Here is a 14,501-nt window from a genome sequence, read left to right on the forward strand (position 1 = left end):
TGGCGGCTCCGGACTACTCCGGCATGGACATGGTCCGCAGGTCCAGTTGCCGGAGCACGCGGTCGGCAACCTCCGGATCCGTCCCCGGCTCGTTGCGGGCCTGCACCACTTCCAGACGGGCAGCGTCCAAGGCGATGGTCTGCACGGTGATGGCCAATTCCCGGCCACGCTCGCGCTTCTCCGCAGCCGACTCATTCTTGAGCGTTCCATCGAGCAGTTCGGCGTGCAGGCGGCGCATCTTTTCCTTGACCAGGGCCACCTTCTCCGGCGGCAGCTCCTTCATGAGGTCATGCTCCTTGAGCGCCGCCACCGCGGCAGTCTGGGCACGCTTGGCCAGCAACCGGGCCGCATCCTTCTCATGCGAGCCATCCTCGGTGGCCTTGAGGACACGCATGAGCCAAGGAAGCGTCAACCCGGGCACCACCAGCGTGGCCAGCAGCACCGCGCAGGCGATCACCAGGATCTCGTGCCGGGCCGGGAAATCGCTGCCGTCCGGGAGGGTGAGCGGAAGCGCCAGCGCGAGCGCCAGGGTGGCCAGCCCGCGCATGCCGCACCACGTCAGGATGAGTACTTCCTTGGGCGTCGTAGGCTGCAGGAGATTCCTGCGCCTGTTGGCGGACAACGCCAGGAGACCCAGCCAGAGGTAGCGCACCACGAACACCAGCACGCAGATCACCACGGCCATGCCGATCATGCCAAAGATGGCCGTGCCCTCATCCCGGATCACATGACGGATCTCCAGGCCCACCAATCCGAACGCCAAGCCGGTGGCCAGGAGCTCCACAACATCCCAGAAGGCGTTCCGGGTAACCCGTTCGGCGGCGTCCTGCGGCCGCGCGTGGCGTTGCAGTTCAAGGGCGGTGACGACGACGGCCACCACGCCTGAGGCGTGCAGCTCTTCAGCCAGGATGTACGCGGCGAACGGAACAACCAGCGTCACAGCGCTCCTGGCCACCATGGAGGACACCAGCTTGGTGATGACCTTGGTGAGCCAGCCCATGGCGATCCCGATCAGGACGGCGAGAGCCGCGCCGATGACGAACTGGAGGATGATTCCCGGGCCCACCTCGCTGCCGGCCAGCGTGGCTGCAACTGCCGCCTGGAAGATCACGATGGCCGCTGCGTCGTTGAACAATCCCTCACTCTGCAGGACAGTGATCAGCCGACGCGGCATGTGCACGCGGCCCGCAACGGATTCCACCGCCACAGGGTCCGGCGGCGCCACCATGGCCCCCAAGGCGATCGCCGCAGGAATACCGATGCCCGGGATCATGAGCCAGGCGGCTCCCGCCACTACTGCGGTGGAGACCACCACCAAGGCCACGGCCATGAGCAGCAACGTCCTCCACCGCACACGGAACACGGCCCACGAACTCTTCTGCGCCGTGGCGAAAAGCAACGGCGGAAGGAATATGGGGAGGATCAGTTCCGGGGAGATCTCGAACTCGGGGAACCCCGGAATGAACGTCAGCGCCACCGCCAGCAGCAGCATCAGAACCGGGTAGGGAAGGCGAAGCCGGTCCCCCAAACCAACAGCCACCACCGTTGCAAGCAGCAATCCGATAATCAGCGCCAATTGATCCATAGTCCCGCTTCCCCATGAGTATGTCCGGTACTTCAGCGGACCAGGCCGCGGAAGTTCCCTACCAACATATCCCGGGGGCCGGGCCTCACTCCCCGGTCAGGGCGTCCACTACGTCCACGGCGCCGTCCTTGAACCTGATAGTGCGGCGGACCGTATCCGGAAGTTCCAGGACCGCTGCAGCCACCAGCGCCACATTGGCCCGGGAAGTCTGCGTACCGTCGTCCGGGTTCGCTGGATCCACCTCGATCAGACCCGTCGGCGGCACATCCGTCAGTGTCCCCGGCCCCAAGACCGTCCAGTCCAGCGACGTGCTGCGCAGGTAGTCGTCGGCAGCTGCCTTGGCTTCGGCGTAGGCGAAGAAACCGTGATCCTCAGGGACGCCATGATCCTTCGCCGCGCCAAGGTAGGAAACCATCACGTAGCGGTTGACGCCCGCTTCGGCGGCCGCGTCCATGGAGCGGATAGCTGCGTCGCGGTCTACCGCATAGGTCCTCGCCGGGTTGCCTCCCCCTGCACCCGCCGACCAGACCACGGCGTCATGGCCCGTGAGCGCCTGGGCGAGTTCCGCCGTCGTCGAACTTTCCACGTCCAGTACCTCGGCGACGGCCCCGGTCTCCGTGACATCCGACACATGGTCGGGATTCCGGACGAACGACGTGACATCGTGACCTTCGCCACTAAGAATCCTGGACAGATGCAGGGCCACCTTGCCGTGGCCGCCAATGATTGCGATTCGGCTCATGCACCCATTCTGTCCCACATCGGCCCCACGCGGCGTGGCAACAAAAAAGGCCCCGCAGATGAAAACCTGCGGGGCCTTGCTTTGTAGCGGTGGGGAGGCTCGATCTCCCGACCTCACGATTATGAGTCGTGCGCTCTAACCAACTGAGCTACACCGCCACGGATGAGAAAAGCCTGCGTCAGCCGGTCAAAACCGCCTTGACGCAGGCCCTCATCCAGAGCCCCCCACCGGAATCGATCCGGTGACCTCGTTCTTACCAAGAACGCGCTCTACCACTGAGCTAGGGGGGCAACGAGTAAATACTCTACCGGAGGTTTTCCGAAGCTCCAAATCGGCGCAAAGACGGGGAAAAACAGCTCCGACACAATTTGCGAACCGACCAATTTCCTGTTCTAAAAGGGTCCATTTCAGGGCAAGCGGAGCACCTGTCCGGGGTAGATCGCATCCGGGTTCGGCACCTTGTCTGCGTTCGTCGCGATCAGCGCTCCAAGGTCCACTTTGAACTGGGCCGCAATGCCGCCCATGGTGTCCCCAGGTTCCACCACCACCTCCGTGACGCGGGGAGCCACCCTCCCGGGTTGTCCAGCGCCCGCAGCGGCCTCCACGGCGGCGTCCTGGCCCGCCTGCCGCACCTCCGGATCCGAAGGCTCCAGGCCGACGTCGTGCGCCTCCTGCGTGGCCGCAGCGGTGGCTGCCTCCTGCTGTTCAGCCGCCTGCGCTGCCGCGGCCTCCGCGGCCTCCGTGTCCGAGGCGGAAACCTCGACGGCGGCAGCGTCCTCAGCCGCTTGGCGCGCTGCCGATTCCCCGGCAGCGTGGTCCTTGTGACCCAAACCGAGGTTCTTCTTCACGTTGTCCAGGAATCCCATGGCTCGATGGTACGGCGGCTGCCAGTGGCATGGAACCCGCCGCGTTAAACGACCCAGGGGCCGGCTCGAAAGCCGACCCCTGGGGATGTTGCTGGGTTTACCACTTGCCCTTGCGGTTGAAGTCGCGGTGGCCGCCTTCGCCGCCGCCGCGGGGCTTGCGGGCACCGTCTCCGTGACCGCCGAACCGCGATCCGCTGGACTGGCCGCGGTCACGGTCGCCGTAGCTGCCGGACGTACGCTCGCTGTAGGAGCGGCCGCCACGGTCTGCCGAGGAGCGCTCACCGTCGTTGCGCCGGAACTCCTTCTTGAAGCCACCGTTGCCCTTGAAGTTTCCGCCGCCGCGGCCACCTGAGTAGCCGCCGCGCTCGCCTTCACCGCGGGGCTTGCGTCCCGTGTCCAGCTCGAGGTGGATCAGCTCGCCACCAATCCGGGTGCGGGACAGTGCGCGCAGCTGCTCGGGGCTCAGGTCCGCGGGGAGCTCCACCAGGGAGTGGTCCGAACGGATGTCGATGCCACCGATCTGCGAGGACGAGATGCCACCTTCGTTGGCGATGGCGCCCACGATCGAACCCGGCATGACGCGCTGGCGGCGTCCGACGGCGATCCGGTACGTGGCGTTGCCCTCGGTCAGGGCACGGGACGGGCCGCGGGAGTTGAAGCCGTCCTTGCGTTCGCGCTTCTGGAATTCCGGTGCTGCAGGGAGGTCCTTGACCAGGAGCGGCTGGCCACCCTGTGCCATGACAGCCAGGGCTGCGGCGATCTCGGCAGCCGGAACCTTGTGCTCTTCCTCGTAGGAAGCGATGAGGTCGCGGAACAGCGAAACATCCTCGGACTCGAGGGTTTCGGTGATGCGCTCGGCGAATTTGCCCAGGCGCAGGGAGTTGACCGTCTCCGCCGTCGGCAGGTGCATCTGCTCCACCGACTGGCGGGTTGCCTTCTCGATGGCACGGAGCAAGTACTTCTCGCGCGGGGTCATGAAGAGGATCGCGTCGCCACTGCGGCCTGCACGTCCGGTACGGCCGATGCGGTGGACGTAGGACTCAGTGTCGTGCGGGATGTCGTAGTTCACGACGTGGCTGATGCGCTCCACGTCGAGGCCACGGGCGGCGACGTCGGTTGCCACCAGGATGTCGATGCGGCCCTCGCGCAGGGCGTCAACCGTGCGCTCACGCTGCTGCTGCGGGATGTCGCCGTTGATGGCGGCCGCCTGGAAGCCGCGGGCCTTCAACTTGTCGGCGAGGTCCTCGGTGGCCATCTTGGTGCGCACGAAGGCGATGACGCCGTCGAACTCTTCCACCTCGAGGATGCGGGTCATCGCGTCCAGCTTGTGCGGGCCCATGACCTGCACGTAGCGCTGGCGGATGTTGGAGCCCGTGGAGGTCTTGGACTTGACCGAAATCTCGGCGGGGTCGTTCAGGTACTGCTTGGACATGCGGCGGATCTGGCCGGGCATGGTGGCGGAGAACAGTGCAACCTGGCGGGTCTCCGGGGTCTGCTGGAAGATCTGCTCCACGTCATCGGCGAAGCCCATGCGCAGCATCTCGTCGGCCTCGTCCAGCACCAGGTACTGGAGTTCGGAGAGGTCCAGGGAACCCTTGGAGATGTGGTCGATCACGCGGCCAGGGGTACCCACAACAACCTGGGCACCGCGGCGCAGGCCTGCGAGCTGCGGGCCGTAAGCCGAGCCACCGTAGACCGGCAGGACGGTGAAGTCGTCCATGTGCTTGGCGTAGGAGGTGAAGGCCTCAGCCACCTGCAGCGCGAGCTCGCGCGTCGGAGCCAGGACCAGCGCCTGGGTCTTGCGGGAGGGACCGTTGAGGTCGTGGAGCTCGGCAAGGCGGGACAAGGCAGGAACAGCAAAGGCTGCGGTCTTGCCGGTACCGGTCTGGGCCAGGCCAACGACGTCGCGGCCTTCCAGGAGCAGCGGAATGGTGGCGGCCTGGATGGGGGACGGCTTCTCGTAGCCAACATCCTGGAGGGCTGCAAGGACGCGGCCGTCAAGGCCGAGGTCGGTGAAGCGGACGCCCTCTTCTTCGGTTTCGGCAGCGGGGGCGGCGGTTTCGGCCGCAGGGGTTTCGACGGCGGCAGGTGCTTCCGGAGCGTCGCTCACGGTCTCTGCGGTCTCGGCGTCAAGGTTCTCGTTGAGAGTCTCGGGCATGTGGGGAAATTCCTCATCCATAGGGCGTCGGCGCGGCCCGGTTGGGCTTGGCCGCAGTACACGCGAAAGCCCGGCAAGGGTGCCCTGCTTTCGCAGAAGTCCGGCGCTGTCGCAATCCCATGGCAGGACTTCGCGCTGCATCTCTTGGCTGCTATCCCAGCAGTCTGTACAGCGTTTTCTTTAGCCGGCGCTCCCTATGAAAATGCCCGCACACAGTTTGCGGGCCCCAACACTTACCAGTCCTGCCTCAAAAATTGGGCAGGATAAAGGGAATTCCGGAGTGGGGGATGTATCCAGTGTAGGGCACGCAGCATCTTCACCGCGACTTATACTGCGCCAGCGGCGGTGAGAGCTTGCGCACACTCCTCTGTGTTGGGCCGTACTAAAGGCCGTTGCGGCGCAGGACTTTCTCGAATTTTGAGTGGTATTCATCCTGCAAACGGATCTCCCCATCTGCCTCCGCGTCCAACAGTGCTTGGACGATTTCCGGGGTCGGTTCGCTGAACCACTGCCCCACTGTGATGCCGTGCTTCGGGACGAAGAGACGATGGATGTGGTCGCCGGCCGAAATACTCCCGGTCTTGATCACGCGCAGGTACGTTCCCACCCGGCCCTCGGTTGTGAACCTCTTGACCCACTGCGGTTCCCCCAGCGCCCGTTGGAACGTGGCGCACGGAACACGCGGCGAGGTCACTTCGACTTCCAGGTCCAGGCCGATCTTCCACCGCTCCCCGATGACCGCGCCCGTTGCGTCGATGCCGGCAACGCGGAGGTTCTCGCCAAAGATTCCCGGAGGCAGCTCGCGTCCCAGTTCGGCGGACCAGAAGTCGGCGTCCTCCTGCGAGTAGGCGTAGAGGGCCTGGTCCTCTCCCCCGTGATCCTTGCGGCTGGCCTGGACATCGCCGTGAAGGCCCAGTTTGTGCACCTTGACGGGCCCCTCCACCGCGCGTTTGTCGATCGCGGTTACGCCCACGCTGCCCTCCGGATCCGGCAACAGTTGGTGGACTCGGCACACGGCAAGGAGGGAGGCGGTGTTCATGGGCATTAGTCTACGAGCCACCCACCCCAACCCTCTCTCACCAAACCACCCCTCCCCGGCGAACGCTCTCTCACCAAACACCCCTCCCCGCCGGACGCTCCCTCACCAAACACCCCCTCCCCGGCGAACGCTCTCTCACCAAACACCCCCTCCCGCCGGACGCTCCCTCACCTTTGGCTTCGTACTCCGTGTTGCACCCGTCGTCGTTCCGTCACGACCCACTTTGGATTGGAATACTCCACAACACGCCGTTCCACCGGGCTCCAGGCCGGTTTTCGCCCTGAAAGTTGGTGGCGGCGGCACGGCACTCGCAGGGAATTACGACGGCGGCTGGCTGGTTGCGCGATCGACTGGTCGCCAGGTGTTCGCAGAGGATACAAACATCACCGAACTACGGATCGAACCTGTATCCCATCCCCGCCTCCGTGTGCAGGTGGCGGGGAGCCGCGGGATCGCGTTCCAGCTTCCGCCGGAGCTGCGCTATGTAGACCCGAAGGTACTGGGTCTCCTTGGCATACGCCTGCCCCCACACCTGTGTCAGGAGCTGCTGCTGGCTGACCAGCTTCCCCTTGTTCCGGACCAGCAGCTCAAGGATGTTCCACTCTGTTGGCGTCAGGCGGACCTCGGCACCGTCCTTGACGATCTTCTTCCCGGCCAGGTCCACCATGAAGTCGGCCGTAGCCAAGGTGGGTTCCTCTTGCGAGGTGACGAGCCTGCGCGAGGCGACCCGCAGCCGCGCGAGCAGCTCATCGAGACCGAAAGGCTTGGTCACATAGTCGTCCGCACCGGCGTCGAGCGCTTCAACTTTGTCCTCCGAGGCATGCCGGGCGGAGAGCACAATAATGGGCATGCTGCTCCAGCCGCGGACGCGGCGGATGATCTCCACCCCATCCATGTCCGGCAAACCCAGGTCCAGGACCACAATGTCCACATTCCCCTTTGCCACGGCAACAAGGGCATCTGCGCCTGTCCCGACGGAAAATGCCTGGTAGCCGTGTGCTTGAAGGGTGATCTGCATGGCCCGGGCAATCTGGGCTTCGTCCTCGACGATCAGTACGCGCGTCATTCCATGCCTTCCTGGTGCCCGGTCCAGAGCGGAAGGGTGACCACCATGGTCAAGCCGCCACCCGGCGTCGGCTCCGCCCGCAGGGTACCGCCCATGGCCTCGGTGAATCCCTTTGCAACCGCCAAGCCCAACCCGACCCCGGGGCCGCCTCCGGCCGAATCGTCAAGGCGTTGGAAGGGCCGGAACATCTCCAGGACTTCAGCCTGTCCCACTCCCTTGCCATGGTCCGCGATGCGAAGCTCACTGGCCGGGGTGTCCCCCACAGTGATGCCCGCTCCGGCACGTGCCGTCAGGACGACGTCGGAACCTGCCGCGTACTTCACCGCGTTCTCGGCAATATTCGCCACCACGCGTTCCAGCATCCCGGCGTCGGCCTGCACCGGCGGGAGATTGGGCTGCAGTTCGTTGCGGAGCCTGTCCGAGGGAACTCCACGCAGCGCGTCCGGCAGCACCTCGGCCCACGCTACGCCGGCCAGCAACGGGTTGACGGCATCGGCCGTAATGCGGGACATGTCCAGCAGGTTGTCCACCAGATGGTCGAGCCGGTCGGCGTAGCTTTCGATCGTCTCCAGCAGTTCGCGCTCCACATCCGGCGGGAAGTGCAAGTCTTCCTGCCGCAGGCTGCTGACGGCCAGCTTGATGCCCGCAAGCGGTGTCCGCAGATCATGCGAGACGGCACGAAGGATGGACGTCCGCATCTTGTTGCCCTCGGCCAGGCGGAGGTTGTCCCTGCGGCTCTTCACCAATTGCTGCCGCTCCCGCACAGCAACCACGAACGCGCCGAAGGCGGCCAGCAGCCGCTGGTGTTGGAGCGTCAGCGGCCCTCCCCGCAGCAACAGGGTGTAGTGCGGATCGACGACGGCGGCATGGTCGGCCGCAGCATGGGTCACCGGAGGATTGGGGCCGGCACTCGCCAGGACCCGCCACGTGGCCGGAACCCCGGCCGAGGCAGGAGTCGCGGCGCCCAGGAGCGTGACCGCCTCCATTCCCAAGTTGCCGCGCACCTTCTCAAGGAAGGATTCAAGACTCCCGTCCGAGCTGAGAATCCGGAGGGCCAGCGCGCTCAGGGCCGTGGCTTCCGCGCCGGACCGTGCCGCTTCCTGTGCCCGGCGGGTGGCCAGGCCTACGGCGAGCGCCACGCCGCAGGCGACGGCAAGGAAGACAACCAGCGTGAACAGGGTGGTGGGGTCGGCGATGGACAGGGACCCCACCGGATCCGCGGAAAAGTAATTGAGGAGGAAGCTGCCCAGAACGGCGGCCACCACCGCGGGCCACAGTCCCCCGATCGCTGCAACAGCCACCGCCACCGCCAACTGCAGCAGCATGATCATGGCGAAGTTACGGAAGTTGAGGACCGTCACCAAAAGTTCGACGGCGGGTGGCAGCAACAGCGCCAGGACAAGGCCGCTGAGCACCCGGCGTCGGCCAATCCCCCGCACCGGCGGGAGCCGCAGCAACAACCCCTCGGCGTCGTCGCTATGGGAGTCGGTGGCAGGCATGGCTACATCCTTGCACGTCCCGGCAGACGGGTAGTTCTACCCACCGGGCGATGTCAGCGGTGCCCGCGGCCACGGCAAGGACTAGGCTTGCATTCAGAATTCCTATCCGGCGCGAGCCGGCCACTCCTACGGTCTATCCAGGGGGATACACATGGACCCAAAAGAAGGCCCTGAAGGCCACGGCACCAATGCCGGTGGACAGGGTGCCAACGGCGATCCGGGCGCGGGCAACAACGCCCCCAAATTTCCACCGTGGCAAGTGCCGAAACCCGAGCTCCACCCCGAATTGAGCACTCCTGTGCCCGGCGGGGCTCCGGCAGACGGGAAAGCCTCGGACGGGAAGACCCCTGGCGGGACGCCGGCTGGACAGAAGGCCCAGCGCCCCAACGGACCGCTCCCCGTCGTCGATCCCTTCGAAAAGGAACGCGAACGCAAAGAACGCGATGCCGCGGCACGGAAGAAGCGTTCGCAGCGCCGCACCGTCGTCGTAGGTTTGGGCGTCACCGCGCTGCTGGCAGGAACCATTACGGCGATCGTGGCCAGCAACGAGGCCGAGGCCGATTACGCACAGGTGTGCTTCAACGAGGAAACCGGCGAGCGCGTCGACGACGACCAGTGCAACAACAGCAGCTCGGCGGGCCGAAGCTCGGGCGTCTATGCCTGGTACTTCTACTCCAGGGGCGCAAGCGTGCCTGGGATCGGCCAAAACCGCAGCTCCTACCCGAGCGCCACCAAAACGGTCCCGCAGGGCGCAAAGACCTCCACCGGTTACAGCACCAAGGGCGGAACCGTGAGCCGCGGCGGATTTGGCAGCAGCTCGAAAAGCGGCGGAAGCTCGGGAGGCTAAGCGTGCGGCGACTCTCCTCCGTGCCGCGGCCGGACTGGAAGAAGAAGATCGAAGAGCAAGGCCTGGTTTTTTCGACCACCACCATGCCCGATGGCCGGAAAATCGAATACTGGAACGAATCGGCGTACTACGAGTTCTCCATGGACGAGGTGGAGACGCTCGAGAAAACCGCCGAAGACATGCACCTCATGTGCCTGGAAGCGGCCAAGTACCTGGCAACGGGTGCCATGGGCGATATCGGCATTGGCAGGCAGGCCTTGGAACTTGCGGCGGAGTCGCTGCAGGCCGGCGACATGGACATCTACGGCCGCTTCGACTTCATCTATGACGGCCAGGGCGGCCCGGCAAAGATGCTGGAGTACAACGCAGACACCCCAACAGGCCTGATCGAGGCGGCAGTGGCCCAGTGGTTCTGGCTCCAGGATGTGTTCCCCGAGAAGGACCAGTGGAACGGCATCCATGAGGCCCTGATCCGGCAGTGGAAGAAACTGCAGTTCCGCACCGGCATGAGCACCCTGCACGTGGCACACTCCGAGGCCGAGGAGTCCGGCGAGGACTGGATGACCGCGGCGTACATGCGGGACGTTGCCAGCCAGGGTGGCTGGACCACTATTGGCATCAACATGTCGGACATCGGCTGGGACCCCAACCTGAACCGGTTCGTGGACCTGGACAACTTCATGATCAGCACCATGTTCAAGCTGTACCCGTGGGAACTGATGATGAAGGAGCCGTTCGGCCACCGCCTCCTGCAGCGTGCCCACAACCCACGTTGGGTGGAGCCGGCCTGGAAGATGTTGCTCTCCAACAAGGCGCTGCTTGCTGCCTTGTGGCACCTCTATCCCGGCCACGAGAATCTCCTGCCCGCCTACCTCGGAGATCCCGGTCCACTCAAGGAATGGGTTGCCAAACCTTTGCACGGGCGCGAGGGGGACAACGTCCGCATCCACGCTGCAGGCATCGACATCACGCAGCCCGGTGGTTACGGGCGCGAAGGCTGGTGCTACCAGCAGTACCACTCGCTCCCGGACTTCGACGGAAACCATCCCGTCCTGGGCCTGTGGGTGGTGGACGGTGAATCCGTGGGCTGCGGGATCCGCGAGTCGGACGGACCCATCACGGACTACTTCTGCCGCTTCGTCCCCAACACCATCGACGCACCCGCACCCCAAAGCGCACCCTCAACTTCCCTCTTTGGAGCCGCATTATGAGCACTGAAACCTCGACGCCGGGAGGCGCCCCCGGCGGTGACCGCACCGCCGTCGTTCCTTCCAAAGGCCTGCGGGCAGGAATCCTGGACCTGGGCGACTCCGTCATGCTGGGCCTGGCCTCCACCGCACCCGTCTACTCCCTGGCCGCGACGCTGGGACTGATCGTTGCCGTCAACGGCAACTACACTCCGTTGATCCTGGTCCTCGGCTTCATCCCTGTGCTGTTTATTGCCTATGCGTTCCGCGAACTGAACAGCGCCATGCCGGACTGCGGCACCACGTTCATCTGGGCCCGTAGGGCCTTCGGTCCGTGGGCCGGTTGGCTTGGCGGTTGGGGTGTTGCCCTTGCAGGGATCGTGGTCTTGGCCAACCTGGCCCAGGTAGCCGGAAAGTATCTATGGCTTTTGATCGGCGACGGCTCCCTCGCCGAGAACACGTGGATTGTCACGGCCACGGGCGTGCTGTTCATAGCTTTCATGACGTTCGTCAACCACCGCGGCATCCGGCTGGGTGAGCATGTCCAACGGACGCTGACGTACATCCAGTACATCTCCCTGGGCATCTTCGCCCTGGCGATCATCATCCGTATTGCCGGCGGCGCTCCGGAAGGCCAGGCCTTCGACTTCGAGTGGTTCAACCCCGTGGGCGCGTTCAACGATCCCGGCGCGGTGGTCCATGGCGTCCTCCTGGCCCTGTTCATCTACTGGGGCTGGGATACTTGCCTGGCCCTCAACGAGGAAACCGAGAACCCTTCCAAGACTCCCGGCCGCGGCGCCGTGATTTCCTCCTTTGTGCTCGTGGCCATCTACGTTTCCATGGCGCTCTTGGTGATGATGTACGCCACCATCGGCACGGACGGGATCGGGCTGGGCAACTCCGCCAACCAGGACGACGTATTCCTTGCCATGAAGGACGTAGTGCTGGGTCCGTGGGGGTGGCTGATTGTCGTCGCCGTCCTGGCCTCGGTGCTGTCCTCCACGCAGACCACCATCCTCCCGACGGCCCGTGGAACGCTGTCCATGGGTGTCCACGGCGCACTGCCGGCCAGGTTCGGCAAGGTCCACGAGCGATTCCAGACTCCGGGCTTTTCCACGCAGGTCATGGGCGTCGCGGCCGTGGTGTACTACGTGGCCATGAGCTTCCTCAGCGAGGACCTGCTGGCCGATTCCATCAGCGCCATCAGTTTGTTCATCGCTTTCTACTACGCGTTGACCGGTTTCGCCTGTGTCTGGTTCTTCCGGACCACTCTTCGCGAGTCGGCCCGCAACCTCTGGTTCCGCGGAATCCTTCCGCTCATCGGAGCAGTGGCTTTGACGGTGGCGTTCTTCATTTCCGCCGTCCAGATGTGGGATCCGGCCTACGGGGACACCCGGATCTTCGGCATCGGCGGGGCGTTTGTCAGCGGCGTACTGTTGTTGCTGCTCGGCGTAGTGCTGGCCATCGTGTGCCGCTTCGCACCGGCCACCCGTGACTACTTCACAGGGAAGCACGCGGACATGGGAATTGTCCGGGGCGAATAGCGTGGGCCCTTCGACCTCCGACCTCCTTGACCTGGACTCCCTCCTGAGCGACGACGAACTCCTGGTGCGGGAGAAGGTGCGGGACTACACCGTCCAGCGCATCAAGCCGAACATCGCGCACTGGTACGAAGCGGCCGAGTTCCCCCGGGAGATTGTCCCGGAACTCGGCGAGCTCGGCGTTCTTGGCATGCACCTGGACGGCTACGGCTGCCCTGGCCGGACCGCCGTTGAATATGGCCTGGCCGCGATGGAACTGGAGGCAGGCGACTCCGGCATCCGCACGTTCGTGTCGGTGCAGGGCTCGCTTGCCATGACGGCCATCCACAAGTGGGGCTCCGAGGAACAGAAGGAGCAGTGGCTCCCCCGGATGGCCGCGGGCGAGCTGATCGGTTGCTTCGCGCTGACCGAGCCAAGTGCGGGTTCCGATCCTTCTTCCATGGCCACCTCTGCCCGGCAAACTGCCGACGGCTGGGTGTTGGACGGCGCCAAGCGCTGGATCGGGCTGGCTTCCATCGCTGACGTGATGGTGGTGTGGGCCCGAACCGAGGACGGCATCCGTGGATTCTTGGTGCCGTCGGGAACGCCGGGCGTGCACGTGGTGCCGATCGAGCCGAAGCTCTCCATGCGCGCTTCGATCCAATGCGATGTTAAGTTCGACGGCGTGAAGCTGGGTCCCGATGCCATCCTCCCGGGTGTCTCCGGACTGCGCGGCCCGTTCTCCTGCCTCAACGAAGCGCGGTACGGCATCGCCTGGGGAGCCATGGGCGCGGCACGCGACTCGTATGAAGCCGCCCTCGAGTATGCCGGGACGCGTATGCAGTTCGGACGCCCCTTGGCCAGTTACCAGCTCACGCAGGAAAAGCTCGTGAACATGCTCCTGGAAATCCAGAAGGGCACCCTGCTTGCCCTTCATCTGGGCAGGCTCAAGGACGCGGGTCGGCTTGAACCGCAGCAGATTTCCCTGGGGAAGCTCAACAACGTCCGCGAAGCACTCGCCATAGCCCGTGAGGCCCGCACCATCCTGGGCGGCAACGGTGTCACCATGGACTATTCACCCCTCCGGCACGCGAACAACCTGGAGTCCGTCCGGACCTACGAGGGCACGGACGAGGTCCACACCCTGATCCTCGGCCAACACATCACGGGCATCGGGGCCTTCCGCGGCTGATCCTTGCGTTGTTGGGCCTGCCCTGCGTGCCTTCGAGCGAAGTCAGGGCGCAGAGCGGGCCACACAACGTGATTACTTGCCTGAATCCAGGCCAGCTTCCGCTTCGGCTTCCGTTAGGGGTTCCGGTTCCGGCAGGAGGACCAGGTCGAAGAATCCACGGAGACCCTGCGCGACGTCAATCTCATCCGGGGCCAGGAGCCACTGCGTCTGCAGTCCATCCCACAGCCCCACCAACGATGCTGCCGCCTGCGCTGGTTCGACCCCGGGGCGCAGCCTTCCTTCCCCCTGCAGTTCCATGAACCGCCGGGTGTAGCTCCTGCGCAGGCGGTCGAAGCGGCCCATGAAGTACTCCCGGCCCGGGTGTCCTTCCGTCAACGACTCCGCGCACAGCACTGTGTACAGCTCAATGACCCCTGGGATGTCCTCGTTGTACTTCGCCGTCCGGAACACCACCTCGGCGAGGCCCTCGGCCATATCAGCCGGATTTGCTGTCTCCGTGATTTCGTCGCGACGGGCCAGGACTGCCATGAGCAGATCGCTCTTCGAGGGAAAGTAGTGCAGCAAGCTCGTCTGGCTCATGCCGGCGTGGTCAGCAACTTCCTGCAAGGACCCTCCGCGATAGCCCCTGGCCGCAAAAACCGCATGGGCAGCATCCAAAATCGTCCGCCTGCGGGCCTCCGACTTGGCATAGGGACCGCGTCGCCCCGAGCGGTTCCCTTCCTTTGTGGTCATGGCATGCCAGTGTACAGGCGGAAATGTCGCCTTCAATGAATTTCGAGTAGTCACTCGACTTTTGTGTT

General features: G+C 64.9%; 12 protein-coding genes, 2 tRNA genes and 1 pseudogene. 4 read left to right on the forward strand and 11 right to left on the reverse strand.

All coding sequences use genetic code 11. The features are described 5' to 3' along the window. Positions 1 to 13 precede the first annotated feature (13 nt). The 9 genes from ACH488_RS11620 to ACH488_RS11660 all read right to left on the reverse strand — a co-directional run bounded on the left by ACH488_RS11620 (position 14) and on the right by ACH488_RS11660 (position 8,955). The gene (locus ACH488_RS11620) at positions 14 to 1,585 is read right to left on the reverse strand and encodes a Na+/H+ antiporter (protein ID WP_397324331.1); all 1,572 of its coding nucleotides are present in this window, start codon (positions 1,583 to 1,585) and stop codon (positions 14 to 16) included. Between the two features lie 85 nt (positions 1,586 to 1,670). Next, a complete protein-coding gene (locus ACH488_RS11625; RefSeq protein WP_397324332.1) occupies positions 1,671 to 2,327 on the reverse strand; it encodes an NAD(P)-binding oxidoreductase in 657 nt (218 codons plus the stop codon). 84 nt (positions 2,328 to 2,411) lie between these two features. After that, positions 2,412 to 2,485: transfer RNA gene (locus ACH488_RS11630), tRNA-Met, on the reverse strand. Between the two features lie 60 nt (positions 2,486 to 2,545). Beyond that, positions 2,546 to 2,617, reverse strand: a tRNA-Thr gene (locus ACH488_RS11635). Positions 2,618 to 2,734: 117 nt separating this feature from the next. Further along, positions 2,735 to 3,193, reverse strand: a complete 459-nt coding sequence (locus ACH488_RS11640; RefSeq protein ID WP_397324333.1) for a LysM peptidoglycan-binding domain-containing protein — start codon at positions 3,191 to 3,193, stop codon at positions 2,735 to 2,737. A gap of 97 nt (positions 3,194 to 3,290) precedes the next feature. Continuing rightward, positions 3,291 to 5,351, reverse strand: coding sequence for a DEAD/DEAH box helicase (locus tag ACH488_RS11645; protein ID WP_397324335.1), 2,061 nt, complete (start codon positions 5,349 to 5,351; stop codon positions 3,291 to 3,293). A gap of 382 nt (positions 5,352 to 5,733) precedes the next feature. Continuing rightward, positions 5,734 to 6,390 (reverse strand): MOSC domain-containing protein, encoded by a 657-nt coding sequence (locus ACH488_RS11650; RefSeq protein ID WP_397324336.1) that lies wholly within the window; start codon positions 6,388 to 6,390, stop codon positions 5,734 to 5,736. 391 nt (positions 6,391 to 6,781) lie between these two features. Beyond that, positions 6,782 to 7,456: a response regulator gene (locus ACH488_RS11655; RefSeq protein WP_397324337.1), complete on the reverse strand. Its 675-nt coding sequence runs from the start codon at positions 7,454 to 7,456 to the stop codon at positions 6,782 to 6,784. Beyond that, positions 7,453 to 8,955: an ATP-binding protein gene (locus tag ACH488_RS11660; RefSeq protein ID WP_397324339.1), complete on the reverse strand. Its 1,503-nt coding sequence runs from the start codon at positions 8,953 to 8,955 to the stop codon at positions 7,453 to 7,455. The genes ACH488_RS11655 and ACH488_RS11660 overlap by 4 nt, the downstream gene beginning before the upstream one ends. Before the next feature lie 151 nt (positions 8,956 to 9,106). Between ACH488_RS11660 and ACH488_RS11665 the strand changes: the two genes are divergently transcribed. Genes ACH488_RS11665 through ACH488_RS11680 form a run of 4 tightly spaced genes read left to right on the forward strand, consistent with a single transcriptional unit; the run spans position 9,107 to position 13,701 of the window. Then, positions 9,107 to 9,802 carry a Tat pathway signal protein gene (locus ACH488_RS11665; RefSeq protein ID WP_397324340.1) on the forward strand — a complete coding sequence of 232 codons (696 nt, stop codon included), beginning with the start codon at positions 9,107 to 9,109 and terminating at the stop codon, positions 9,800 to 9,802. Between the two features lie 2 nt (positions 9,803 to 9,804). Then, entirely contained in the window at positions 9,805 to 11,013 is a 1,209-nt protein-coding gene (locus ACH488_RS11670; protein WP_397324341.1) for a glutathionylspermidine synthase family protein, read from the forward strand. Further along, the gene (locus ACH488_RS11675; protein ID WP_397324342.1) at positions 11,010 to 12,533 is read left to right on the forward strand and encodes an APC family permease; all 1,524 of its coding nucleotides are present in this window, start codon (positions 11,010 to 11,012) and stop codon (positions 12,531 to 12,533) included. The genes ACH488_RS11670 and ACH488_RS11675 overlap by 4 nt, the downstream gene beginning before the upstream one ends. A gap of 1 nt (position 12,534) precedes the next feature. Then, a complete protein-coding gene (locus ACH488_RS11680) occupies positions 12,535 to 13,701 on the forward strand; it encodes an acyl-CoA dehydrogenase family protein (protein ID WP_397324343.1) in 1,167 nt (388 codons plus the stop codon). Between the two features lie 72 nt (positions 13,702 to 13,773). Here ACH488_RS11680 and ACH488_RS11685 read toward each other — a convergent pair whose 3' ends face one another. Together ACH488_RS11685 and ACH488_RS11690 are read right to left on the reverse strand one after the other, a co-directional pair. Continuing rightward, positions 13,774 to 14,280 carry a TetR/AcrR family transcriptional regulator gene (locus ACH488_RS11685; RefSeq protein ID WP_397324442.1) on the reverse strand — a complete coding sequence of 169 codons (507 nt, stop codon included), beginning with the start codon at positions 14,278 to 14,280 and terminating at the stop codon, positions 13,774 to 13,776. Beyond that, positions 14,281 to 14,433 (reverse strand): annotated as a pseudogene (locus ACH488_RS11690) (TetR family transcriptional regulator); the annotation flags it as partial. It abuts the gene before it with no gap. Positions 14,434 to 14,501 lie beyond the last annotated feature (68 nt).

Origin of the sequence: Paenarthrobacter sp. NPDC018779, from assembly GCF_044391085.1 — a bacterium.
GTDB lineage: Bacteria > Actinomycetota > Actinomycetes > Actinomycetales > Micrococcaceae > Arthrobacter.